The following is a 24,426-nucleotide window of genomic DNA, read 5'->3' as shown; positions in this document are numbered from 1 at the left end:
AGGGAGTTACCGGATGTCCACCCAATCTAACGCGGACCGGCGCTGATCGATGCCAGCGACCGGGGACAACACAGAGCACACGACGGAAATCAATACGCAGGCCGTAACCTGGCTGGTGCGATTGACCTCGGGTGATATCACCAGCGATGAGCTGGCGGCTTTTGAGCGCTGGCGCAGCGCCGACAGCCGCCATGAAGCCGCGTTGGCCGATGCGCGTGGTCTGTGGGTCAGCATGGGGATGTCGCTGGAAAACTACTATCAGCCGGATGCCCTGAGCGGTATCTCCCCGCACGAGCAGGCGCGCCGCCGCTTGTGGCGCTGGCAGATTATGCTGCCCACCGCAGGCCTGCTGCTGTTCTCGGTGGTAATGACGCAAAACTGGCTGTCGCGCTGGCAGTACGACCACTATACCTCCAGCGGGGAGCAGCGCATGCTGGCGCTGGATGACGGCAGCCGCATGTGGCTGGATGCCGACAGCGCGGCGGATGTACGGGTGAATTCCGGGCAGCGCTTCGTGCGGCTGGCGCGCGGTGAAGCCTTCTTCGACGTGGTGCATAACCCGGTACAGCCGTTTATCGTTGATGCAGGCGTTGGCGAAGTGAAAGTGCTGGGCACCGCCTTTGGTGTACAGCGCGACGGCGACGGCATGGTGGTCACCGTGGAGCGCGGCAGGGTCGAACTGAGCCGCAGGGATCATCCCGATATGCAGCTGAACGCGAACCAGCAAGCGGAGCTGCATGGCGGGCAGAACAGCGCGAAAATCACCACGGTCAATGCCGGCCAGGTGCTCTCCTGGCATCAGGGGCAGCTGGTATTTGAGGAGCAGCCGCTGGGGACCATTCTCGCCACGCTGAAGCGCTACGATAAGCGGGTGATCGTGTTTAACAGCGAGCGTCTGGCGGCCGTTAAGCTCAACGCCATTATCGACATCAACCATCTCGACGACTGGTACGACGGCCTGCAGCAGTCGCTGCCAGTGAACATCAGCCGGGTCGGTCCGGTGGTCTGGCTGCGCGAGCGTAAATAAGCGCCAGGAGCGTTGCCCTGGCGCGCTGACCTCAGTCGCTATCCGCCAGTTCGTTCAGCTGCTCCATGGTCAACAGCTCCCAGCTTCCTCCCTCATGCAGCCGTAGCGCCTGGCGGTGAAAGCGCATCACGCTTGGCCGGTGCCCGACGCTGATCCACGCCGTTCCCACGTCCTCCAGCAGCTGATACAGCGCCGCCTCGGTCTGTAAATCGACGGCGCTGGTCGCCTCGTCCAGGAACAGATAGCGCGGCTTAATCAGCAACATGCGGGCGAAGGCAATGCGCTGCTGCTCGCCCAGCGACAGCACGCGCGACCAGTCGGCCACCCGATCCAGCGGCCCGTGGCGCGCCAGCAGATCGCCAAGGCACACCTTATCCAGCAACGCCGCCAGCTCGTCGTCACTGACCGGCGACTGCGCTGCGGGATAGCAGATCTGGCTGCGCAGATCGCCCTCAAAAGTATAGGGCCGCTGTGGCAGGAACAGGCAGGCTCCTTCCTCCAGCGGTAGCGTGACGCTGCCCAGCCCGGTCTGCCACAGTCCGCCGATGGCACGCAGCAGCGAGCTTTTCCCCACCCCGGTGCGGCCAACGATAATCAGCCGGCTGTCTTCCGGCAGCTCAAGATTGAGGTTTTGCACCAGCGACTGCTCGCCGCCGGGCGTTTTCAGGCTGACGTTGTTCAGCTGGATGGTTTTACCGGGCTTCATCACCAGATGATTTTTTTCGTCGACCTGATTTTCCTGCAGCTTAAGGAAGGTTTCGTGGATCTCCGCCAGCCGCACCACGTTCGGCACGGTCTGGCTGAGCATCGGGATGTAGGTGGTTAACACCGACAGGCTGTTGAGCAGCAGGGTGGCGGAGGCGGTGGCCTGTGCGATGCTGCCGTAGCTGATATCGCCACGGAAATAGACCGGCACAAGGATAATCAGCGGCAGATAGTTCCACACCTGACCAACGCCTTCGTTCATCAGCTGCATATAAATACCGTAGACGTTTGCCCGCATCTGTTTGCGGGTGGCGTTCAGCAGCCGGGTGCCAATATGCCCCACTTCAACCGCTTCGCCGCGATAGAACGCAATGTTCTCAGCGTTGTTGCGCACGTGGGTCAGCCCGTAGCGCAAATCCGCTTCGGCCACGGTGATATCGAAGTTCTGTTTGATGGTGGGCCGGTTGATGTAATACATCGCCACCGCCTGGAACAGCGCAAAGCCGATCACCGCGAAAAACATCGGGGTGGAGATGCTCATCATAATGGTGGTCTGCACGCCCATGTCCATCAGCGAGCCGAGGAACTGGCGAGGGAACGCGCCCACCGTGCCGCAGAACGGCTCCACCTCCTGCTGAATGCGCTGATCGGGGTTGTCGATCTTCTCATCCTGCAAAATATGGTAATAGGCGTGACGATAGAGGTAGTTATCCATAATGTATTCGGTCAGCCAGCGCCACCAGTGCATCGCCAGCATCGAATCAATCAGTTGCTGCACCAGATCCGCGCCGAAGCGCAGCACGCCGAGCACCGTCAGCCAGGTAAACAGCTCCCAGTAGAGATCGGTGCGCTTATCCACCAGCGCGTTGGTGACATCGGCGGTCAGCTGGGTGAATTTCGCCCCTGCCAGGCTGAAGCCGCCCATCATCAGGCAGAGAATGCCCACCGTCAGCCAGGATTTCCACGCTCCTTTGCGAGTCCAGTAAGGTGCGGCCAGCTGCCACACGCGGCGAAAGAACAGGCGATTTAACCGGTGCCGGTTTTGATCGTTTTTCAGTTCCGATAACATTACAGCCATCAGTTTTTACCCTGCGAAAAGTAAGAAGATCAGACCGCCCGGGCCTGAAAGTGATAAGAATCGACATCTGCGCCCTGCGGAGCCTCTTCGCGATGCTGCGTCAGCCGCCACTCGCCGTGAGCCAGCAGGTGCAGCTTCTGCGGATGGAACTGCATCAGCGTTTCACGATGCCCGACGCTGATGCAGGTGATATTCGCTTCGCCGAGCGCGCGATAGGCCTGGCGTTCGGTTTCCACATCCATCGCGCTGGTGGCCTCATCCAGAAACACATAGCGCGGCTGGCGCAGCAAAATGCGGGCAAACGCCACCAGCTGCTGCTCGCCCAACGAAAGCACCTTGCGCCAGTCTTTAATGCAGTCCAGCCCACCCTGCTTTGCCAGGAAATCCGGCCTGCCGAGGCGAACAAACGCCTGCTGTATCCGCACATCCTCCGCGCTTTCCGCCGGTTCCGGGTACAGCAGTTGGGAACGTAAATCGGTGAGGATCATGTAGGGCTTCTGCGGAATAAACATTAGTTGCTGATACGGCGGCAGCTGTATCTCGCCTTCGCCGCGCCGCCACAGCCCGGCAATCGCCCGCAGCAGAGAACTTTTCCCCACCCCGGTCTGGCCGGCGATCAGCGTATGCTGGCCTTCTGCCACCCGCAGGGAAAGGTTGCGCACCAGCTGCTGCTCGCCGCCGGGCGTAGCGACATCCACGTTTTCCAGTACCACGATCTCCCCTTCGCGATGGCGGATGCGTGCTGCCTCCTGCGCCCGCCGGGGATCGTTCAGCTGGTTAAATTTTTCCTGGATCTCGGATAGCCGCACCACGCTCGGCATGGTGCTGGTCATGGTGGGAATAAAGTTAGAGATCACCGACAGGCCGGAGAGCACCATCGCCGCCGCCGCCCCAACCTGATCGATCGAGCCGTAGGCCACCTTGCCGCTGAAGTAGAGCGGTACGACAAAAAAGATCGGCAGCAGACTGAAAATCAGCCCCATCACCTGATTCACCACGCTCATGCGGATGCCGTAAAAAATCATCGTCATTTTGACCTTTGCCACATCTCGCAGCCGCTGGTGCAGCCCCTTCCTTTCGCTGTTTTCACCGCGATAGAAGGCGATGGTTTCCGCGTTATCACGCAGGTGCATCAGCCCGGTACGCATACGCGCTTGGGCCACGGTCAAATCCCAGCTCTGCCGGATCGTCGGGTTATAGAGCCACATAGAGACCAGCGTGTTCACTCCGGCATAGATCACCACCGCCCAGAACATGCCCGGCGAAACCTGCACAATAATGCTTGCCTGCACCGCAATGGTCATCAGCGAGCTGAGAATAAACTGCGGGACACCGATTACCGTCTGGCACACCGACGGCACTTCCTCCTGTAACCGCTGGTCCGGGTTATCGATAAAGCCGTCTTTCTCAATTTCGTAGTAGGTGCGGTTGTGCATATAGGCATTGAGCAGGTGGTGGGTCATCCATTTGCGCCAGTCCAGCAGCAGCCAGGCACTGAACCAGCTGGTGACCTGCAGCGCCAGGGTCTGCATCAGGCCCACGAAGGTCATCCAGATCATAATGCGCCAGTAGATGCTCTGTTTGGCCACCAGCGCATTGGTGGAGTCCGCCACCAGATTGGAGATATAGCCGCCGACCAGGCTGAAGGCGGCGGCGGAGGAAAGCAGCATCGCCATAATCGCCCACGCCTTCCAGGCTTCGCGGCGGCACCAGTAGGGGGCGCTCAGCGTCCAGAGCCGACGAAAAAACAGCGCGTTCAGTTTATAGCTGCGGGTGGCAGCAGGTTGTTCATCAACTGACATGGCAAATATCCACAGGGTTTCCAGATATCCAGAGAACGATCAAGCCGCGATTAATCCACAAACGTAAGGGAAAATTGTGGAAAAACGCGGCCTGACTCGTTCTGTCTGCACCGAACTTTCCCGATATATCCCCTGTTTCTGGAGCCTGCATGAACGACGTCACCACCGCCCCAAATCTCGCGGCCGCGCTGCCCGAGATCCCTTTCCAGCGCGTTATCCTTGATAACGGCCTGACCCTGCTGGTGCATGAAAGCGCAGATTCACCGACGGTGGCGGTCCACGTGGCCTACGGCGTTGGCGCGAAGGATGAGCCCGCCGGTCGCTTTGGCCTGGCGCATCTGATGGAGCACCTGATGTTTTCCGGCAGTGCCACCCTGCCGGGCAGCTATATCAGCCACCTGGAGCGTGCCGGAGCCGAAGGGCTGAACGGCGTGACCAGCGCCGATATCACCCAGTTTTTCCAGTCGGTACCGCCGGGATCGCTGGACTACACGCTGTTTGCCGAAGCGGACCGGATGGGCTGGCTGGCGGGCGGGCTGTCGCCGCAGGCGCTGGAGGTGCAGCGCGATGTGGTGACCCGCGAAATGGAAGAGAACGAACTTCAACCGCTGGGCGCGGTGCAGGGAGCGATCCTGCGCCATCTGTTCCCGGCAGAGCATCCGTATGCCCATAAAGTGGCCGGTGAGCGTGCCGATTTACAGCAGGTCAGCTTTGCCGATGTGCAGGCGTGGAGCCAGCGTTTTTACCGGCCTGACAATGCGGTGATTACCCTCGCGGGGGCGGTCACCACTGACGCCGCGCGGGAAAAAGTGCAGCGCTGGTTTGGCGATATCGCACCGGGCGCAGCGCGGGAAAAAGTGCAGCGCTGGTTTGGCGATATCGCACCGGGCGCAGCGCGGGAAACCGTGCAGCGCTGGCTGCCTGCGCTGGCGCAGGAAAAGCGCCTGCGGCTGGAGGACCACATCGACAACCGGCTGCTGCGCATCTGCTGGACGATGCCACCGTTCGGGGAAGAGGATGCCACCGCGCTGGAGCTGTTTGCCGGGGTGCTGGCCGATACCGCCTGGTCGCCGCTGGTGGTGCGGCTGATGGTGGATAATCAGCTTGCCACCGAGATTTCGGCCTTTGTGGAATCCGGCATGCTGGCAAGCTATTTCAATCTGCGCATCGAACTGCAGCCGGGCGTCAGCGCGGACGAGGTGGAGCGCCACGCCCTCGCGGCGCTGGATGAGATGCGCACCACCCCGCTGAACCCTGACCTGCTCCAGCACAGCCAGCAGCTGCTGCTGGAAAATTCGCGATCGGAGTGGGCCGATCCCCTGAGGCTGGCCGCCGCGCTGGGCCGCCACGAACACTCGCCGCAGCGCGCCGAAGGCCTGCGCCAGCGCGTGGTTCAGGCACTGACAATGCCTGCCGAAACCGTGGTTGCGGCGGCGCGGCGCTGGCTGCATCAGGGGAGGCTGGTGGTCACCGTCGATCCAATTACCGCCGTGGCCGCCCGCCGCGCTCCCGCCCCCGCCCTGACTCCGCCGCCGATTACCATCGCACCGCTGGCCCCTGCGCCGGTTGCCGAACGGCGGGTGCTGTCAAACGGCCTGAAGATCGTCGTAGTGCCGGCGATCCAGCCGGGATTGCTCAGCGCCAGCCTGATCGTCGACGCCGGATCGCAGTTCGATCCCCCGCAGCACGACGGCCTGGCGCAGCTGGTTGCCGGGCTGGTCGCCGGTGGAGAAAACGACGGTATTACCCTGGAACAGTGGCTGTGGTCACAGGACGCGGGCATCGCGCTGGACGTTGGCGTAGCCAGCATCGCGCTGAGAATGCAGATGCCGGAACCGAACGCCGCACAGGTTTTCCATCACCTGAGCGCGGTGCTGCGCAGTGACCCGACCTTGGCGGACAGCGTGGAGGCGCACCGCGAGCATTACCGCCAGGTACTCAACGATCTCGACAACACGTCATGGGCCTTACCGGCGATTAGCTTCCCGCCGCAGCACCCGCTGAAGCGCCCGGCGTTTATCCAGGGAACCCCTGACAGCCTGGCACAGCTGACGCCCGAGGCGGCGAGTGCGTTTTATCAGCGGCACTATCAGCCGCACAATGCCACCCTGCTGCTGCGCAGTTCGCTGCCCGTTGAACAGCTCATCGCGCTGCTGGAAAACAGCCTGGCGCAGTGGCAGTCCGGTGCAGTACCTGCCCCTGAAAAACCGGCGATTCCCCCAGCCGATACCACAGGTGCACTGCTACTGATCGATAACCCTGCAGCGGCGGTGAGCACGCTGAAGGCGTGGTTTGTGCTGCCGGGCAGCGGATCGCCCCATGATGCCGCCGTGCAGCTGATCCATCCGCTGCTGGCCGCCAGCTTTGCCTCGCGCATTAACTTCGCCCTGCGCGAGGTGGACCGCCTGACCTACAACGTCACGCCGCTAATGCAGTCGCTGCCAGGCAGCCGCCTGCTGGGCTTTGAACTGAACGTGGCCGCCGAGAACACGCTGGCGGCGGTGCGCGCCATTCGCCGCGAATGCGATGCCCTGCTGGGCGACTGCCCTCTGACCGCACAGGAACTGGCCGGGCTGATCCAGATCGAGCAGCTGCGGCTGAGCCGCCCGGTGGGCAATGACTTCGAGGCGCTGTGCCAGCAGGAGTCGCTGCTGCGCGAGGGGCTGCCGGAGGATTACCGCCAGCGGCTGCTGGACGACATCACCGGCTTAAGCGTGGATCGCATCGATCCCCTGCTGCACCAGGCGATCGCACCAGGGTATGGAAAATGGCTGATTGAAGGCTCCGTGAGCGCGATTGCCGACGAACTGTCGGCCATTCTGTCGCTGCCCGCCGGGCATTTCCCGCCTCAGCCGGAGGAGCTGTATAAATAAATTTTTTCACCGCCGGTTTTTCGTTGCGATGTTTTCGCCGCTGATTCGTTCACTCAGAGATAACACTAACTCATGACTGGAATCACACTTTATGGCATCGAAACACTACCACTCCTGGCTGATGCTGGCGGTGCTGGGCGGGAACCTGGCGGGCGGCAGCTCCGCGCTGGCGCAGCAGGCAGCCCCCGCCGGAGACAGCGCTACCCAGGCACTACGACATAACTTCAGCATCCCCGGAGGCGGTTCGCTGGCCGGGGCGCTGCTGGCCTTTGGTCAGCAAAGCGGCCTGCAGCTGATTGCCCCCAGCGAACTGACCAACGGACTTTCCAGCGCGGGGGTCAGCGGCAGCTACCCGGCGGATGACGCACTGCGTACGCTGCTGTCGGGGACCTCACTGGGCTTTAAATACGTCAGTACCAACACTATCCAGATCTACAGTACCGCTACGGCATCCAGCGACGGAACCGAGGTATTAGGCGCAGTCCAGGTGGACGGCGCGCTGGACCAGGCTACCAACGCCGTCGGGGTGAATGGCAGTACCGATATGACCGCCACCGAAGGCTCCGGCAGCCTGAACGGCAGCATGCTCACTGTCGGATCGAAGGGGGCCACCAGCGTCAAGGACACGCCGCAGTCGGTCAGCGTGATCACCAGTGAAACCATGCAGCAGCAGGGCATACGCACGCTGAACGATGCGATGCAAAAGGCCACCGGCATCACCGTGCAGCAGGGGAATAACTCGCGCGAGCAGACATTTTACTCGCGCGGCTTCCAGATCACCCGCGCCAGCATCGACGGCGGATCGCCGATCGATATCACCGGCGGCACCAACTTCAATAAACGCTTTTCGCCCTCTTTTGATATGTCGATGTACGATCACGTGGAGATCCTGCGCGGTGCCGACGATCTGTTTAACGGCTTCAGCACCACCGGACCGGGCGGCACGGTCAACCTGGTGCGCAAGCGCCCGCTCGATCACTTTCAGCTAAAGTACGACGGCTCTGCGGGCAGCTGGGATAACTACCAGAACTCGCTGGACCTCAGCTCACCGCTGAACGATGCCGGTACGCTGCGCGCCCGCGCCGTTTTAACCCGCAAGGACAGCCACCATTTTTACCGCACCGCAAAAGATGAAAAAACCGTGGCCTACGGCATGCTGGAAGCCGATCTCACCGACTCCACTCTGCTGACCTTCGGCGGCAGCTACCAGCGTATTCGCGGCGTGCCGCTGTCCAACGGTCTGACCCTGTATCCGGATGGCAGCGACCCCCACTTCAGCCGCAAAACTGCATGGGTGTTTCCATGGGAAAAGTCGGACTCCGATACGCGTGAAGTCTTCGCCAAACTGGATCAGAAAATTGGCGACCGCTGGAACTTCAATTTGAACTACAGCGGGCTTTATCAGCGCAACAGCACGATCTTCTCCAATGTAGCCGGACAAATTATGCCGGATACCGGTCTTTTTTCATCAGAACCGATCGCCGCCGACGCCAGCAACAGTAACAACAAGCAGTTCTCTTTTGACTCGACGTTGAGCGGTGAATTTGACGTCTTCGGCCTGCCACAGAAGCTGACCCTGGGTGCCAACTATTCCAAACAGAGCTACTGGATGACCTCGCCGGATGCTGAAAGCAATACCGGCGGCTGGTTCGGCAACACCGGGCCGGAGATGGATCCGTGGAACTGGGATACCTCGGTACCGGCACCGTCCATTCCGTCAGGCTATTACGCCTACCTGAGCAGCGGATCCTCCATTAACTGGGGGATGTATTCGCAGCTGGTGCTCACCCCGTGGAAGCCGCTGCACTTTGGCCTTGGCCTGCGGCTGAACGCTTATAAAAGCAATACCCACACCAGCACCGCCAATGACCAGAGCGACACCAGCGAATTCACCCGCAAGTGGGAAAGCCCTTACTACTCGGTCAGTTACGATATCAACGACGATCTGAGCTGGTACGGCAGCTATACCAAAATCTTTATCCCGCAGAGCAATATGATCTCGCCCTCCGGTCAGCAGATCGATCCGGAAACCGGCAGCAATCTGGAAACCGGACTCAAGTACGCCCAGCCGGGCGGCCTGCTGAACGCCTCGCTGTCGCTGTATCAAATCCGCCTGGTGAATCAGGGACAGCTGATTGGCGGAAACTCCGTGGATCTGGGCGGCGGCCGCCAGGGCTACTACCGTAACGCGCCGGATGCGAATATCAGCAAGGGCGTGGATCTGGAGATCACCGGCAGCGTGCAGCCGTGGTGGCAGACCTCGCTGGGCTATACCTATAACTTTAACAAATCCTCTGAATTAACCTCAGACGGCCTGAATGACAGCATCAGTGTGTTTACGCCGAAGCACACCATCAAATGGTGGAACGACTTCCAGTTTAACGATGCCGGGGAAACCTTAAGCAAGTTCAGCTTTGGCGTTGGCGTGCAGGCGCAGAGCAAAACCAAACAGGTGGGTGCCTGGTACGATGATGACTTTAACCTGCATAAATATAACGCCAATACCGCATTCTACGCGGTGTATTCCGCCAGGATCGGCTACGCCATCAACCGTAACTGGAACGTGGCCCTGCTGGGCAATAACCTGTTCGATAAAACGTACTACTCCACCGTCGGTAGCTTAAACGGCGGCTACTGGTATGGCGATCCGCGTAACTTTGTGCTGTCAATTAGCGGCACCTTTGACTAACCGGCTACTCCGTTGGCAGTTATCGCCTGTTGCTGCACCCCGGATCGTGATTCGGGGTTTTTTATGTGTCGAATTCGGCACGAAAAAAAACCTGCCCCGGGACTGATACCGGTCACTTAAAACCATGGCATCAGGCCCGCGGGCAGGCTTTTTATTTCAGGGGATTATTCGGCGTCCGGTGCCTGCTTCAGCAGCTGTAGGAACCTTTCTCTGAACAGCTGGGTGCGCTGCGGTTCTCCTGCGGCAAAGTCCTCGTGATACAACGCTTCCTTCTGTACATAGTCGGCAAACTCGGGTGACTGCTGCCGCCACTGCAGATGCAGTGATTCTAATGCCCCTTCTGATTCCTCTTCCGGGATTGCCGCCAGCTGTGGTTCGATCCACGCCCAGCGCCGATCGGCCAGCGCCAGCTCCTCGCTGCTCCATCCCGCGTTAATCTGCCCCAGGTGGAACTGGATCTGATACCAGTGATGCTGAATGGTACTCGATGCCTGCGTATCGTTGAGTGCCGACGGCGGAGAGAGGATAAACAGCAGCGAACAAAGATGCTGCTCCAGATCCTGCCCGCTCTGGCAGCCATCGTGATGCGCACTGGCCTCCTGCTGAATCGCCAGCCACGCCTGGCGAGGCGTCTGCTGGCCGTTCAGATAGCTGTGGGTCAGCGCCAGCCAGCGCAGACGCAGCGCGTTGAGCGGCGCGGACAGCACGCTTGCCCAGCGGACATCGGCATCCTCCAGCCACTGTACCAGCAGGTGCAGTGGGGCATCGCCGTAGGCTTTGCCGCTCGCCAGCACGGCGATCAGCTCATCGATCTGCTGCGGAGTCACGAAGTCGAGCACCTCCAGCCACAGCGCCAGCGCGGGCGGCAGACCGGTAACGCGCTCGAAAACGTCCAGCGATTCCTGCCCGGCCAGCACGTAAGGCGCGGTCAACAGATCCTGCGGGCGCGGGAAGGCATAGTGCGAGATCTCAGCCGCCAGCGCGGTCGCTTTCAGGCGGTTAGTCAGGAATTGCCGTAGCGCATCATCGCCGTAGAACGACGACCACGGCTGCACCTCCGGCACCACCACTTCCCCCTCGGATTCAATGGCGATCCCCTGCGATCGCAGCCAGCCGTTGAGATCGGACAGGGAATCAACGCCCACTTTGCGTGCTACTTCACTGCCGTTGCGGAACAGCAGCAGCGTCGGGATGCCGCGCACGCGGAAGCGCGGAAGCAGATGTTCATACTGTTCCACGTCCAGCTTGGCCACCGTCAGCTGCCCTTCGGTTGCCGCCGCCACTTTCTCCAGCAGCGGAGCGATAGCCAGGCAGGGGCCGCACCAGGGTGCCCACAGATCCAGCAGTACCGGCTGGGAAGCATGGTTCAGGGCGTCGTCCAGCGTGCTGTCCGTCAGGTTAGTAATAAGGTCAGACATAGTTACTCCATGATGTTGGAACAAGATTAGGTGTAATGAAGCGGCGTTGTTCAGTCATACAGGGCATCGCCGCCGTCGTTGATAAACTGCAATCCAGCGGGGAACAGCGCGGCCAGTTCGTCCCGGAACAGGCTGATATCCCCGGCGACGACCCACGTCAGCCGCTCGGGGGAAAACAGCTGCTGCGCCAGGTCGTTAATCTGTTCCAGGGTGATTTCAGCGATGCGCTGCTGGTGGCTTTGCCAGAAGTCGTCGGCCAGCTGGCTGCGCGCCAGCCAGGAGATCATGTTATTGAGTCCGGGTAGGCTTTCGGCGCTGCTGCTGAAGCCCAGCAGGCTGGTGCGGCGCACCTCCTCCAGCTCGTCTGCCGTGACCGGACGCTCGGCGATCAGCGCCCGGTATTCCGCCAGGATCTCGCGAATCGCATCACCGGTGCGATCCGCCTGCACTTCAGTCAGTACGTAGTGCGCCCGCTGCTGAAAATCGTTAATCAGCCGCCCTTTCGCGCCGTAGGTCCAGTTTTTGTCTTCCCGCAGGTTGAGGTTAATGCGGGAGGTAAAGCCGCTGGCGAAGACCGCATTCAGCAGCTCAAATCCGGCTTCATCGGTGCCGCTGACGCCCGGCAGCAGCGAGGCCGCCGCAATGGCGGTTTGCTCCGCGCCGGGAATATCCAGCAGCCAGATGCGCGGCTGTAGCGGCTGTTTGGCCTGCGGCACCGCAGCGTTATCCCGTGGCAGCCCGGTCAGCCGCCCCACGGACTCATTCAGCAGCGGCAGCAGCTGTTCCAGCGTGGTGTCGCCGGTGACAATCAGTGTGGCATCCTGAATATTCAGCAGCTGCGGCACCGCCGCCGTCAGCGCGTCGCAGGAGATCTGCGCCAGCCCGGCAATCGTCCCTTCCGGCCCGCCCGGCACCCGGCAGGGATGGCCCGCAGGATAGATCAGGCCCGGCAGAACGCGCTCGACCAGCGCGCTGGCCACCTGCTGCTGTTCGGTCAGCGCATCAAGCTGGATAGCGCGCTGGCGCTCAAAATCGGCCTCCAGCAGCACGCTGCTTGCCAGGCGATCGCTGAGCAGCGCCAGCGAAGCGGGCAGCTGCGGGCTGCGGCAGGCAAGCAGCAGGGAAAGATGACGCAGCCGCCTGCGCAGCCCCATGCGGCTGCCCAGATCGCGGCAGGCCTGGCTGAAGGCAAAGGCATCGCGTTCACCGGCTCCGGCCTGGTTAAGCAGTTCGCTCAGCAGCTGATGCTGGCCGGGATGCGGCAGTGCAACCGCAGGCAGCAGCAGGTCGAGATAGATATCGTTCTGACCGTGGCGCTCCAGCAGCACCAGCCGGACGCCGTTATCCAGCCGGGCATGCTGCGCCTGCGGCAGCACCAGCGGCACCGGAGGCTGAATTACTGGCGGTGTCGTGCGCAGCGCGGCGGTGGCCGACTCATCGGTTCTGGCACTGAAGGGGGCAATTTCCAGCGTGTAGTGCGGGCGGCTCAGCCAGCGCTGCGCGGCCTGATGCAGCTCGTCTGGCAATGCCTCGTCCAGTTGGCTGAGCTGCTGGCGAAAAGCATCGGCATGGCCCAGCGTGACCCGGCTGACGGAGAGCAGTGCGGCAATCTGCGCCGACGTTTTATAGCTGTCGCGGAACAGGTTAAGCGCATCGTTTTTCACTTCGCGCAGGCGCGGGCCATCGCACGGCTGCGCAAGGAAAGCGTGCAGCTCATCCAGCAGGCTCTGTTCCAGCGCGGCCAGCGACTGCCCCTCCGCGACGGTGGCGCTGAGAATAAACTGGCTGCACAGCGCACCGTCGGCGACTTCGGCCTGCACGCTGCTGGCGATTTTCCTGACGTACACCAGGTTTTTTACCAGCACCGACGACAGGCCGGAAGCCAGATAGTCCGCCGCCAGCGACAGCAGCGTGGCATCCGGGCTGCCCGCCTGGGGAATATTCCACACTAGCAGCAGCGTGCCGCTGGCGACGTTCGCCTGGTAGCGATCGCGGCGCTGCGGGGTGATATCGGCGATCCAGCTGTCGGGCCGGGTCAGCGGCTGGCCGGGGGAGATATCGCCGAACCAGTGGCTAACCTTTTCCCGCGCGGTAGCGAGATCGAGATCGCCGCACAGCGCCAGCACCGCATTGGACGGCGTGTAGTATTTGCGAAACCAGCGCTGCACATCGTCGAGGGTGGCGGCAACCAGATCCGCCTTTTCACCGATAACGGTATGCGCGTAGGGATGTTCAGCGGGGAAGCAGCCCCGCGATTTAAATTCGTAGAGCTTGCCGTACGGGCCGCTTTCGGTTTCCAGTTTCTCATTGAGCACCACCCGCCGCTGCTGATCCAGCGACGCCTGGCTGATGCTGTCGCAGAAATGCCCCATGCGGTCCGACTCCATAAACAGCGCATAGTCGAGCGACCCGGTCGGCAGCGTGGCGTGATAGGTGGTGCGATCGGTGCTGGTATAGGCGTTGAGATTGGTGGCCCCGGCGCGGGTCATATGTTCCAGAAACGAGCCGGGCGCATGCTCGCTGCCTTCGAACATCAGATGCTCGAACAGATGGGCGAAACCGGTCATCCCTGCGGGTTCGTCTTTAGAACCGACCTGGTAGATCAGCTGATACGACACCAGCGGCACGTCGCGGTTTTCAGCCACGATAACCGTCAGTCCGTTATCCAGCGTGAAGGTGCCGGTGGGAAAAGCGATATCGGCCAGAGGCTCGCGCTTATCCGATGCGGGTTGTGGCGTGAACTGCGTAGTCAAAATCAATCCTCTCTCGGCTGTGCCATGACATATCAGAACGCCGCCAGGCGGCATTCAGGGAAGACCGGCTCAGGGGCCGGGCGAGAGAGAAACGACTGAACGAGTGATTATTCGCAGCGGCGGTGAAAAATATTTTCTGCCGCCGGTTAATCAACAGGATATAAAGGTGCTTACGCTGAAGGCGGATCTAATCAGCACAATTATCTAACCATTGCGATTCATGGAGAAAAAAACACCACAAATTATACGACATTAAAAATATCGCGTTATTTTTCCGCGGCGAGTGATGAAAACGGCGGGCAGGGTCGTTTTCCTCATATCGCCGCTGTGCTCTCTGCTGACCTGCGGCTTCCCGAATGATTTCTGCCAGTGTGGTGAGGAGTGAGTGAGCGTGCATACCAATTCTGAAAAATCTGACGACGCGTCGGGTGCGGCAAAAATCCGCGTCGGTGTCGGCCTGGCGCTGCTGTTAGCTTTCGCAGCCTCGACGACCGTGCAGGCCGAAACATCGGCCACGCCGGTCGATACGGTTTCCGCCAGCGATCGGGTTACGGTACAAACGGCGGTTCCTGCTACCGACCAGGCTCAACAACAGGCTGTTGTGCAGACGGCCGATCGAACTGAGGTGCAGGCACAGAGTCAGAACCGGTCGGTGAATACGGAGCGCGTACCGTCTCAGATTTCAGCTCAGTCGCAGAATCCTCCTACATCCAGCGATGTGGCACAGTCCACCGGGGCTGCACCCACTTCCGGCACGCCACAAACTGCCGTTACCGCAGCCGCGAAGCCGCCGGTGCTGACCGACTTTTCACCGCTCGCCCTCTATCACCACGCCGACCAGATAGTGAAAGCGGTGATCCTGATCCTGATTTTCGCTTCCGTACTCAGCTGGAGCATCTGGTCCGGCAAAACTCTTGAGTTGCTGGTACGCGGTCGCCGCCTGAGAAAAAATCTCGCGCTGCTGGCCGGTAAACGCTCACTGCACCAGTGCGGCGAACTCTCCGCGCAAAGCTGTGAACAGATGCGTCAGGTGGCACTGACTGAACTGGATCGTGCAGATAGCCGCCTCTCAGCTCAGGCGCTACAGGCGCTGCGCGACCGCGTTGTCGCCCGCATCCAGCGCGTTGAGGCGGCAGAAGCGCGACGGGCTACCCGGGGAGCCAGCATCCTCGCCACCACCAGTGCCGTTGCGCCGTTTATCGGTCTGTTCGGCACGGTGTGGGGCATCATGCACAGCTTTATCTCTATCGCGCAGTCGCAGACCACCAACCTCAGCGTGGTGGCACCGGGTATTGCCGAGGCGCTGTTCGCCACCGCGCTGGGGCTGGTCGTCGCCATCCCGGCGGTGATCCTCTACAACGTGATCGGACGGCTAATTACTGGCTATCGCCTGCTGCTGGCCGAATCGATGACCCTGACCCTGTGCCTGCTCAGCCACGATCTGGATGCGCTGGAACAGAACGCCCACCCTCTTCTGACGAGCGCAGCATAGCGATGGCCTTTTCCTCTCAACCCGCTGACGGCGACGATTTGAACGCGCTGGCCGAAATCAACGTGACGCCGTTTATCGACGTGATGCTGGTGCTGTTGATCATCTTTATGGTGGCGGCACCGCTCTCCACCGCCAATATTCCGCTGGATCTGCCGTCGACCACATCCAGCCAGCCGACGCCCGCGCCGGAACCGATTACCGTCAGCCTGAAGAGCGATAACCAGCTATATATCGGCGATAAGTCGGTCAGCCGGGCGCGTTTTATCGCCGAGCTGGATAGCGGCACCCACGGCGACAAGGACGCACGGATTTTCCTGCGGGCGGATAAAGATATCGACTACGCCCGGCTGATGACCTTTATGGATCTGCTGCGCGACGGCGGCTATACCAAAGTGGCGCTGATTGGCCTGCCCGGAGAGGCTGCGGGGACCAAGCCATGACCAGCTTTATTCTTGATAACGCCCTGCCGCCGCCCGCGAAACCGCGCGGCGAGAAGCTGCTGTGGTCAACCGGTCCTCTGCTGGCGGTCACCGCCCATCTGCTGGTGCTGATGTACCTGCTGTGGAAACCGGCACCACCGCCGATGGTGATGCCCAGCCCGGCGGCGGCCCCGATGGTGATCACCATGGCGGTGATGCCAACCACGTCGCAGATCTCCAGCCAGGAAAGCGTGGCGCAGCAGGCCAGCCAGCCCGACGAATCGGCACCGCCGCCTTCCCCCGCTAAGCTGGACGCGGCGGAGAAAGAGGTGAAAAACGCCGAAGTCAAAGCGGTGGTACACGACAGTAAGCCGCAGCCGAAGGCAGAGCCAAAGCCACCCAAGCCGCAGCGAACCGTTAAGCCGCGTGAGGTGAAACCGCTGCCGAAAAAGGTGGAGGTGAAAAAACCGGCCCCGGTCACCACCCCGGACTCAATGCGCAGCAACAGCAGCGAGCAGCTTTCGCGGCAGAATCAGGCACCGCAGGTCGGCGCCGCCAGTAATCAGGCCGCCTCGGCGAAACAGAGCTGGCAATCACTGATCCTCGCCCAGCTTCAGCGTGAAAAACGCTATCCCGGCTATGCGCTGCGGATGAAACAGCAGGATACGGTGATGGTGCGCTTTACTATTGACCGCGACGGCAACGTGCTGGAAACCGCCATTGAGAAAAGTAAAGGCTATGCGACGCTGGATCGAGAGTCACTACAGCTTCTGGAGCGCGCATCTCCGCTGCCAAAACCGCCGGCCAGCGCATTTACGCAATCGGACAGAATGGAATTAGTGGTGCCGGTGTCATTTGCTATTCGCAATGTTTAGCTGAGGCATAATATAAAACTATCGTCATCGTCGTTATGCGGCGGTGGCGATTATTTACGTCCGTATAAAATTAAATGAATTAAAAAAGCGAAAATATTTCATTTTTACCGGGGGGAATAAAGTCGGCAGAGAATAAATAAAGAAGGGAATGATAACCTATTTTAAATTATGACTGGTTCTTCAGCAAAACTTCCCGGCAGTGCAGCACCGCTTTTACCGCATATTTTTCTACCAGGCTGCGGGACACACCGAGCTTTTCCGCGATCTGCGCATGGGTCATGCCTTCAACGCGGCTCATGTAAAGGATTTCACGAGATTTCTCAGGAAGCGAAGAAAGCGCCTCATCTATCTCCTTGATTTTCTGCTTGTAATGCAGATTTTCTTCCGGGGTAGGCATGTGGTTTTCAAACAGCTCGAAGGTGCCTTTAAGTAGCTGACTGCGGCGCTGTTCGGTGCGTACATAGTCCGTAGAGGCATTCATCGCGATGCGGATCAGATAATTTCGCGCATCGTCGTGGGTCGGAAACTGATTAGCCAGATTAAGGATACGAAAATAAATATCCTGCGTCAGATCCTGAGCAACCTGCCGTGAACCGGTGCGATAGGTGACAATCCGCTGTAATGTCGGATGGAGGTCAACAAAGACATCGACAATGTCATGCGTTGCTAGCATGGTTATAACTCCAGACGGGCAAGAATATTTCAATATTAAAGTTAATATAAAAGAATTCACCCCGTCACACTAATAATATTTCCATATATTGATTATCTGAGAATGAGTAACGTTTTGTAGATTTACAGGCGGATGATTGAGGCGGGAAAATACGGGCTGCCTGAAACAGCCCGCCAGAAATCACGGCTTTTCAGCCAGGATCTTAAACACAAACGGCACCGAATCGCGCAGGGAGACGTTCACCGTTTCGCCGTGGTTCATACCGGCATATTCATGCACGGCAACCGGGGTGCCCGCCGCCTTCACATCCTGAGCGAACCGCTGCTGCATCGCCGTCGGCACGTTAACGTCCTGCTGGCCGATACCGATAAACACCGGATGATCGATTTTCAGCGTGTTGTAGCGCAGGGACGCAAGCTGGGTGTTGAGCAGCTCCTGGAAATTAGGCAGGAAGGTGTTTTTAGCGTTGAGCTTATTGTCCATAACGTGCTGGGTCAGAGGGGTAATGCACAGGTTTTTCGCCAGCTCAACGTCGGCCACCGCATCCTTCTGGAAGTAGTTCGCAACTTTTAATGATTTATTGGTATCGGCGGCGGAAAGGAAGATGTAGTAGGCGTAAGGGATTTTCGGATCGCCCGCGTCTGTCGTTGATGTACCGCCGCTGAAAATGTCGCTGACCGAGGTATCGGCATTAATGTAAGGCGTGCCGGTCAGTACGGTGCCGATAACGTGCAGCTTCGGCGCATAGCTTTGCTGATAGCCGGAGGCGGCAAAGGCGGCATGTGCGCCCTGCGACTGCCCCACGATGAATATTTTATTGCTCAGCGGGAAGTTTTTCAGCGAGGCACTGATGCTGTCCAGCACGCTCCAGGCTTCGCCTCTGGCATTCAGGTAATGGTGCAATCCCGACGATCCCAGCCCGGCATAGTCCGGTGCCACGACGGCAAAGCCCAGCGACAGCCAGGTATTCAGGTACTGCTTGTCACGATCGGAGCGGGGATTCAACGACGGCGCGCACTGCGTCGCCACGCCAATGGTGCCGTGCGTCCAGACCACTACCGGCCAGCCACCCTGCGGTGCCGGGCCTTTTGGCAGGAATACCGCCCCGGTATCCTCGCGGTGGGTTTTGCCATCGACGCCGCTGATTGAGGTGTAGCGGATAAGGTACTGCGATGACGCCTCCTGCAACCCATGCGCTTCCGGCAGCGGCGCTTTATCCACCAGCACGCCGTTAGGCGCTGGCGACTGGCCCTGTGCGGTCGCCGCCAGGCTCAATGATAAAGCCAGCACGCTCCCCGATAACTTATTCATCCCTCTCTCCTGTAACCTGATAAACGTTCAGCAAATACCATTAACCGTCCGCGATGAACGACGATGACGTCCGACAGCCGGACCCGCGCTGCCTCCCCGCCTTTGCACATCATTAGCACACAAAACTGCCACACCTGCACTTTTTATGTGCAGCTTTATCGGCAACGTTCCTGGTGCTGCGGCAGGGTTCCCGTTATTGCCACCAATATCGCTTTGAGAAATTTTCGTTTAAATATAGCGCCTTATTGCCTTATTTCTCGCCATTTTTATCGCATCGCCCCAGATGGCACGCTTCATGCTTATGTCATTACATTCAAGTTACTTGAATACACTTCACACCACTTTCACCGGGGCGGTCATCATGAAACTTAAAACAACACGTTCTCTCTGCTGGGCCATGCTGTGTTCTGGGCTCTTTTCTGCGGCAGCACACAGCGCCGATCTGCTGGATCGCATTAAATCCGACAAGGCGATCACCATCGCCACCGAGGCGCGCTATGCGCCGTTTGAGTCGATCGAGAATGGCAAGATCGTCGGCTACGACGTGGATCTGATGAACCACATTCTGCAGAAAAGCCTGCCGGGCGTGGCGGTTAAACAGCTGGATCTGCCTTTCCAGGGCATCCTTCCCGGCCTTGATGCCAAAAAATTCGACTTCGTGATCACCGCCGTTACCGTCAACAAACAGCGTATGGATCACTTCGCTTTCACCGTGCCGATTGCCGAATCCACCGTTGCGCTGCTTAAGCGTGACAACGACGGATCGATTGCCACTCTGGACGATCTCAGCGGCAAAATCGTCGGTTCGCAGGCCGGATCGGGCCAGCTGCAGGTATTGCAGGAGTTCAATGAAAAGCTGAAGGCCAGCGGCAAGCCGGGGATCAAAGAGATCAAACAGTACGTATCGTTCGATGAGGCCTATTCCGATCTGGCGAACAAGCGCCTGGACGGCGTTGCCCAGTCGCTGGCGAACCTTGGCCCGCTGATCAAAGCCCGTCCGGGGATCTTTACCACGCTGAAACCCATGTTAGGCCCGACCACCTACTTTGGCTGGGTTGGCCGCAAAGATTCCGACAGCGCCAGCATGGTGAAACTGTTCAGCGACGGCATCAGTGAAGCGAACCGTGACGGCACCATGAAAGCGCTACAGCAGAAGTGGTTTGGCTTCGTGATGGATATTCCGGCGGACAAAATGCCGGCACCGGCGCTGTAAGAGGAGTGATGATGGGCGAATTTCTTCCGCTGCTGACCTCGTGGCTGCCGATGTTGTTTAACGGCACGGTGACCACGGCCTCGCTGTGCATCGTGGCGATCGTGGCCGGTTTTGCCGTCGGCGTGGTGATTTATCTGATGGAAAACGGCCATTCACCGGTCGGCAGAGCTTTCGCCCGTCTCTATATCAGTCTGTTTCGCGGCACGCCGGTGCTGGCGCAGGTTTTACTCTGCTTCTACCTGCCCGGCGAACTTGGGCTGTCGCTGCCGGGCTATATGGCAGCGGTGCTGGCCCTGACGTTCAATACCGCCGCCTACCAGTCGCAGATTTTGCGCAGCGGCTTTGAGGCTATCCCGCCGGGGCAGCTGGAAGCCGCGGCGATCTGCGGGCTCAGCCCGCGCCAGACGCTGTGGCATATCCAGATCCCGCAGGTGCTGCGGCTGACGCTGCCGTCACTGATATCCGAGCTGATCGACGTTATTAAGGCATCGGCGGTGGTGTCGGTGATTGCGATTACCGACCTGATGCGGGTGGGGCAGCAGCTGGCCTCTGCCACCTACCGCCCGTTAGAAGTGTATATCGCTATCGCCCTCTCCTACCTGGTGCTGACCAGCCTGCTGGCACTGCTGGGGAGCTATGTTGAACGGCGCTGGAACAGGGAGAACCGATGAACGATTTCATCCTTTATCTGCCGGACTTCGCCCGCGCGCTGGGCGTGACGCTGGCGATCAGCCTGAGCGCCGCACTGATCGGTGCCTGTGGCGGATTTATCCTGCAGGCGGTCGGCAGCCTCAGCCGCTGGCTGTTCTGGCCGTGGCGCGCGTACGTCTGGCTGATCCGCGGTACGCCGTATCTGGCGCAGCTGGCGGTGTTCTACTTCGGCCTGCCCGCCGTGGGCATCACGCTAAGCGCCGTCGAGGCCACGGTGATTTCACTGGCGATCTACAGCTCGGCCTACTTCGGCGAGATCTTCCGTACCGCCTGGCAGAGCATTGGCCGTGGCCAGCTCGAGGCGGCGCAGGTTCACGATATTTCCGCCTGGCAGAGCTTTTGGCATATCCAGGCTCCGCAGGCGCTGCGGTTCAGCCTGCCGCTGCTGGGTAACCAGTTCATTCTGACCATTAAAGAGAGCGCAGTGGCTTCGATTATTACCGTACCGGAGCTGACCATGACCACCGGGCAGATCGTCGCCAGTACCTATACCTACATCGTGCCTTACACCCTGCTGATCCTCAGCTACTGGCTGCTGGCGCAGGGTGTCAGCGTGGGCGTGCGGCTGCTCGGCCGTCAGGCAACAGAGGGATAAGATGATGAATAACGGACCGATTTTAGAATTACGCAACGTCGGCAAATCGTTTGGCAGCAACCGGGTACTGGCGGGCATCAATCTGGCCGTCAATGCCGGGGAGATCGTCACCCTGATTGGCCCTTCCGGCTCGGGCAAGACTACCGCGCTGCGCTGCATGAATTTTCTGGAAGCCTACGACGAAGGCGAAATCCTGATTAAAGGCCAGCTGCTGGGCTACAGCGGCACCGGCCGGGAACTGAAACATCGCGACGGTGCCGGGCTGATTGCCGACGTGCGCCGCCCGCTGGCGATGGTGTTTCAGCAGTTCAATCTGTGGCCGCATCTGACGGTGCTGGAGAACGTCTGCGCGCCGCTGGTGCTGGGCAAGAAGATGTCGCGCGATGACGCCCGCAAAAAAGCGACGGCGGCGCTGGCGCAGGTCGGCATGCTGGAGAAAGCGCAGGCACGCCCGACACGCCTTTCCGGCGGCCAGCAGCAGCGAGTGGGTATTGCCCGCGCGCTGGCGCTGGAGCCGGAGCTGCTGCTGCTGGATGAACCCACCTCAGCGCTGGACCCGGAACGCGTGGAAGAGGTGCTGGATGTGATTAAAGCGCTGGCGAACAACGGCATGACGATGGTGATGGTGACGCACGAGATGTCGTTCGCCGCCAAAATTTCCTCCCGCGTGGTGTTTATGGCCGACGGCTCGGTCATTGAGAGCGGCGCGCCCGCCACGCTGTTCCGCCAGCCGCAGACCGAACGCCTGAAATCGTTCCTTGCGCCGTGGTTTAAACGCCCGCTACAGCTGGATGATGCGGAGGCCCTCCATGCCTGATGCTATCGCGCTGCGTGCCGCTAATGCCATCAGCCAGCAGCGGCTGATGGACCGACTCGCGCAGCTGGCCCGCTTCGGCGCGCTGGAGAACGGCGGCGTTGACCGCCAGGCGCTGTCGGAAGCTGAACTGGATGCCAGAGCCTGGCTGATTGACTGGGCCTGTACCCTCGGCTGCGAGGTGTTTACCGATGCCTGCGCCAACCTGTTTATCCGCCGCGCGGGCCGCGAAGATCTGCCGCCGGTGGTCACCGGCAGTCATATTGATACTCAACCCGGGGGCGGCAACCTCGATGGCTGTTACGGCGTGATGGCCGGAATGGAGTGCCTGAGCGCGCTGGCGGCAGCCGGGATTGAGACGCTGCGCCCGATTGAAGTCGCGGTGTGGATGAATGAAGAAGGCAGCCGTTTTGCACCCGGCGCAATGGGCTCCAGCGCTTTTGTACAGCCGGAACGGCTGGCTGATTACCTCAGCCATCAGGATGCGCAGGGCGTAACTCTGGCCGAGGCGCTGACCCGCTGTCATCAGCGTTTTCCCGCACTGCCGCACCGCAGCGCCGTGCCAATGGCCGCGTTTATCGAACTGCATATCGAGCAGGGACCGGTGCTGGAGCAGGCCGGACTGCCGCTGGCCGTGGTACAGGGCATTCAGGGCGTGCGCTGGTATCAGGTGACCTGCATCGGGCAGGCGGCCCACGCCGGCACCACGCCGATGGCCGACCGCCAGGATGCGATGACCCTCGCCCGCCGTATCGTCAGCCAGCTGGAGCAGCGTGCAGAAGCGCTGCCGAAAGACGAGCTGCGCCTGACGTTCGCCCGCTGGGAAGTGGAACCCAACGCGATCAACACCATCGCCGGACGGGTGACTTTTACCCTCGATTTCCGCCATGCCGACCCTGAGGTGCTGGCCGAGTTTGACCGCTGGATGCAGCAGATTGCCGCCGATAACGTGCAGGTGGCCTGCGTATTCAATAACCCGCCGGTGGCGTTTCATTCGCAACTACTGGCACAGCAGTTCGCCTGCAGCGACGCGCTGAATATCGCGACGGCAACGCTGACCTCTGGAGCATTTCACGATGCGATGCACCTGGCCAGCCACTGCCCGACCAGCATGTTTTTCGTTCCCAGCCATAAAGGCATCAGCCACAACCCGGCTGAGTACACCGACCCTCAGTATCTGTACCTTGGCGCAAAAGCACTTGCCTGCTGCCTGACAGAACTGGCCAATCAAACGACAGGAGTTACCCCATGAGCACCCATACCTATCCTTCCTGCTGCGACAAAGATAACGGCAGCGCGCTGGGCACCAACGCCACCATCGGCGAACCGATCTCCGCAGACGGCACGCCGGTTATCGGCGAACTGTACACCGTCCCTGCCCGCTGTGGCCGCGCGGTACGCTTGAGTAAGGGGCAGGTTATTCGCATCATCAACACCCCGGGCAGCCAGGTGTGCGATACCTGGCTGTTTAACAGCGCGGATTTAAGCGAGTTCTCTTCGATGGAGCATACCCGCGCCTTTATCAATAAAATCATCCCGCAGCCGGGCGATGTGCTGGTGACGAATCAGCGCCGCGCCATCGGCACCCTGCTGACCGATACCTCGCCGGGCGTGCACGACACGATGATTGCCGCCTGCGATCTGTATCGTTACAGCAATATGGGCATCACCGAGTATCATGACAGCTGCGCGGATAACATGCGCCTGGCGCTGAATGCCATCGGACTGCGCGCGCGCGAAGTGCCGCAGCCGCTGAACCTGTGGATGAACACGCCGGTTAACCCGGATTACACCATCTCCTGGCTGCCAACGGTCAGCAAATCCGGTGATTACGTAGAGATCCGTGCCGAACTGGACTGCATCGTGGTTATGTCCGCCTGCCCGCAGGATATCGTGCCGATCAACGGCCTGAATCCGCAGGAAGTGCACTTTAGCGTGACCGAGTAACCGGCCTGTTTGGCCAGTGCAACAGTGCCCG

The 24,426-nt window shown here is 60.2% G+C and carries 17 protein-coding genes and 1 pseudogene; 12 read left to right on the top strand and 6 right to left on the bottom strand.

Going from position 1 to position 24,426, the window contains the following annotated elements; translation table 11 throughout:
- Positions 1–49: 49 nt before the first annotated feature.
- The gene (locus tag OMR58_RS23280; RefSeq protein WP_264547092.1) at positions 50–1,027 is read left to right on the top strand and encodes a FecR family protein; all 978 of its coding nucleotides are present in this window, start codon (positions 50–52) and stop codon (positions 1,025–1,027) included.
- A 31-nt stretch (positions 1,028–1,058) separates the two neighbouring features.
- Here the strand turns inward: OMR58_RS23280 and OMR58_RS23275 are convergent, their stop codons facing one another.
- Together OMR58_RS23275 and OMR58_RS23270 are read right to left on the bottom strand one after the other, a co-directional pair.
- A complete protein-coding gene (locus OMR58_RS23275) occupies positions 1,059–2,810 on the bottom strand; it encodes an ABC transporter ATP-binding protein/permease (protein ID WP_264547091.1) in 1,752 nt (583 codons plus the stop codon).
- A 29-nt stretch (positions 2,811–2,839) separates the two neighbouring features.
- Positions 2,840–4,612, bottom strand: a complete 1,773-nt coding sequence (locus OMR58_RS23270; protein WP_200545075.1) for an ABC transporter ATP-binding protein/permease — start codon at positions 4,610–4,612, stop codon at positions 2,840–2,842.
- A 149-nt stretch (positions 4,613–4,761) separates the two neighbouring features.
- On the opposite strand from OMR58_RS23270, the gene OMR58_RS23265 reads away from it, so the two are divergent.
- Entirely contained in the window at positions 4,762–7,485 is a 2,724-nt protein-coding gene (locus OMR58_RS23265) for a M16 family metallopeptidase (protein WP_264547090.1), read from the top strand.
- Positions 7,486–7,576: 91 nt separating this feature from the next.
- Positions 7,577–10,174, top strand: a complete 2,598-nt coding sequence (locus tag OMR58_RS23260) for a TonB-dependent siderophore receptor (RefSeq protein WP_264547089.1) — start codon at positions 7,577–7,579, stop codon at positions 10,172–10,174.
- Between the two features lie 164 nt (positions 10,175–10,338).
- Here the strand turns inward: OMR58_RS23260 and OMR58_RS23255 are convergent, their stop codons facing one another.
- Positions 10,339–11,592: a thioredoxin family protein gene (locus tag OMR58_RS23255; RefSeq protein ID WP_264547088.1), complete on the bottom strand. Its 1,254-nt coding sequence runs from the start codon at positions 11,590–11,592 to the stop codon at positions 10,339–10,341.
- Positions 11,593–11,642: 50 nt separating this feature from the next.
- Positions 11,643–14,345, bottom strand: a complete 2,703-nt coding sequence (locus OMR58_RS23250) for a M16 family metallopeptidase (RefSeq protein WP_264547087.1) — start codon at positions 14,343–14,345, stop codon at positions 11,643–11,645.
- Between the two features lie 391 nt (positions 14,346–14,736).
- Here OMR58_RS23250 and exbB point away from each other — a divergent pair, with 391 nt between their 5' ends.
- The 3 genes from exbB to OMR58_RS23235 are packed head-to-tail and all read left to right on the top strand — an operon-like array spanning position 14,737 to position 17,131.
- A complete protein-coding gene (exbB, locus tag OMR58_RS23245; RefSeq protein ID WP_264547086.1) occupies positions 14,737–15,837 on the top strand; it encodes a tonB-system energizer ExbB in 1,101 nt (366 codons plus the stop codon).
- A 2-nt stretch (positions 15,838–15,839) separates the two neighbouring features.
- Positions 15,840–16,277 carry a TonB system transport protein ExbD gene (gene exbD, locus OMR58_RS23240; protein WP_105593062.1) on the top strand — a complete coding sequence of 146 codons (438 nt, stop codon included), beginning with the start codon at positions 15,840–15,842 and terminating at the stop codon, positions 16,275–16,277.
- The gene (locus OMR58_RS23235) at positions 16,274–17,131 is read left to right on the top strand and encodes a TonB family protein (RefSeq protein WP_105593061.1); all 858 of its coding nucleotides are present in this window, start codon (positions 16,274–16,276) and stop codon (positions 17,129–17,131) included. The genes exbD and OMR58_RS23235 overlap by 4 nt, the downstream gene beginning before the upstream one ends.
- Before the next feature lie 166 nt (positions 17,132–17,297).
- Here the strand turns inward: OMR58_RS23235 and OMR58_RS23230 are convergent, their stop codons facing one another.
- Together OMR58_RS23230 and OMR58_RS23225 are read right to left on the bottom strand one after the other, a co-directional pair.
- The gene (locus OMR58_RS23230; RefSeq protein WP_264547085.1) at positions 17,298–17,804 is read right to left on the bottom strand and encodes an RNA polymerase sigma factor; all 507 of its coding nucleotides are present in this window, start codon (positions 17,802–17,804) and stop codon (positions 17,298–17,300) included.
- Between the two features lie 180 nt (positions 17,805–17,984).
- Positions 17,985–19,115 (bottom strand): alpha/beta hydrolase, encoded by a 1,131-nt coding sequence (locus OMR58_RS23225; RefSeq protein WP_264547084.1) that lies wholly within the window; start codon positions 19,113–19,115, stop codon positions 17,985–17,987.
- A gap of 361 nt (positions 19,116–19,476) precedes the next feature.
- Between OMR58_RS23225 and OMR58_RS23220 the strand changes: the two genes are divergently transcribed.
- From OMR58_RS23220 to OMR58_RS23195, 6 genes and pseudogenes are all read left to right on the top strand, one after another.
- A complete protein-coding gene (locus OMR58_RS23220; RefSeq protein WP_264547083.1) occupies positions 19,477–20,328 on the top strand; it encodes a transporter substrate-binding domain-containing protein in 852 nt (283 codons plus the stop codon).
- Positions 20,329–20,336: 8 nt separating this feature from the next.
- Positions 20,337–20,999 (top strand): ABC transporter permease subunit, encoded by a 663-nt coding sequence (locus OMR58_RS23215; protein WP_200562335.1) that lies wholly within the window; start codon positions 20,337–20,339, stop codon positions 20,997–20,999.
- Positions 20,996–21,634 (top strand): amino acid ABC transporter permease, encoded by a 639-nt coding sequence (locus OMR58_RS23210; RefSeq protein WP_105593057.1) that lies wholly within the window; start codon positions 20,996–20,998, stop codon positions 21,632–21,634. The genes OMR58_RS23215 and OMR58_RS23210 overlap by 4 nt, the downstream gene beginning before the upstream one ends.
- 1 nt (position 21,635) lies before the next feature.
- Positions 21,636–22,451, top strand: coding sequence for an amino acid ABC transporter ATP-binding protein (locus tag OMR58_RS23205; protein WP_200562337.1), 816 nt, complete (start codon positions 21,636–21,638; stop codon positions 22,449–22,451).
- A 46-nt stretch (positions 22,452–22,497) separates the two neighbouring features.
- Positions 22,498–23,737 (top strand): annotated as a pseudogene (locus OMR58_RS23200) (M20 family metallo-hydrolase).
- Positions 23,697–24,395, top strand: coding sequence for a DUF1989 domain-containing protein (locus tag OMR58_RS23195; protein WP_172606598.1), 699 nt, complete (start codon positions 23,697–23,699; stop codon positions 24,393–24,395). Before OMR58_RS23200 ends, OMR58_RS23195 begins: the two are co-directional and overlap by 41 nt.
- Positions 24,396–24,426: the final 31 nt, after the last annotated feature.

This window comes from Erwinia sp. INIA01, from assembly GCF_025947915.1.
Lineage (GTDB): Bacteria > Pseudomonadota > Gammaproteobacteria > Enterobacterales > Enterobacteriaceae > Erwinia > Erwinia coffeiphila.
The sequence above is the reverse complement of the archived record's forward strand: the minus strand, read 5'-3'. Positions and strand labels throughout refer to the sequence as shown.

Coding starts and splice junctions, on each gene's coding strand:
- OMR58_RS23220 (WP_264547083.1), top strand. CDS start 19,477: ATGAAACTTAAAACAACACGTTCTCTCTGCTGGGCCATGCTGTGTTCT.
- exbD (WP_105593062.1), top strand. CDS start 15,840: ATGGCCTTTTCCTCTCAACCCGCTGACGGCGACGATTTGAACGCGCTG.
- OMR58_RS23280 (WP_264547092.1), top strand. CDS start 50: ATGCCAGCGACCGGGGACAACACAGAGCACACGACGGAAATCAATACG.
- OMR58_RS23255 (WP_264547088.1), bottom strand. CDS start 11,592: ATGTCTGACCTTATTACTAACCTGACGGACAGCACGCTGGACGACGCC.
- OMR58_RS23230 (WP_264547085.1), bottom strand. CDS start 17,804: ATGCTAGCAACGCATGACATTGTCGATGTCTTTGTTGACCTCCATCCG.
- OMR58_RS23210 (WP_105593057.1), top strand. CDS start 20,996: ATGAACGATTTCATCCTTTATCTGCCGGACTTCGCCCGCGCGCTGGGC.
- OMR58_RS23265 (WP_264547090.1), top strand. CDS start 4,762: ATGAACGACGTCACCACCGCCCCAAATCTCGCGGCCGCGCTGCCCGAG.
- OMR58_RS23195 (WP_172606598.1), top strand. CDS start 23,697: ATGAGCACCCATACCTATCCTTCCTGCTGCGACAAAGATAACGGCAGC.
- OMR58_RS23205 (WP_200562337.1), top strand. CDS start 21,636: ATGATGAATAACGGACCGATTTTAGAATTACGCAACGTCGGCAAATCG.
- OMR58_RS23275 (WP_264547091.1), bottom strand. CDS start 2,810: ATGGCTGTAATGTTATCGGAACTGAAAAACGATCAAAACCGGCACCGG.
- OMR58_RS23235 (WP_105593061.1), top strand. CDS start 16,274: ATGACCAGCTTTATTCTTGATAACGCCCTGCCGCCGCCCGCGAAACCG.
- OMR58_RS23270 (WP_200545075.1), bottom strand. CDS start 4,612: ATGTCAGTTGATGAACAACCTGCTGCCACCCGCAGCTATAAACTGAAC.
- OMR58_RS23225 (WP_264547084.1), bottom strand. CDS start 19,115: ATGAATAAGTTATCGGGGAGCGTGCTGGCTTTATCATTGAGCCTGGCG.
- OMR58_RS23260 (WP_264547089.1), top strand. CDS start 7,577: ATGGCATCGAAACACTACCACTCCTGGCTGATGCTGGCGGTGCTGGGC.
- OMR58_RS23215 (WP_200562335.1), top strand. CDS start 20,337: ATGATGGGCGAATTTCTTCCGCTGCTGACCTCGTGGCTGCCGATGTTG.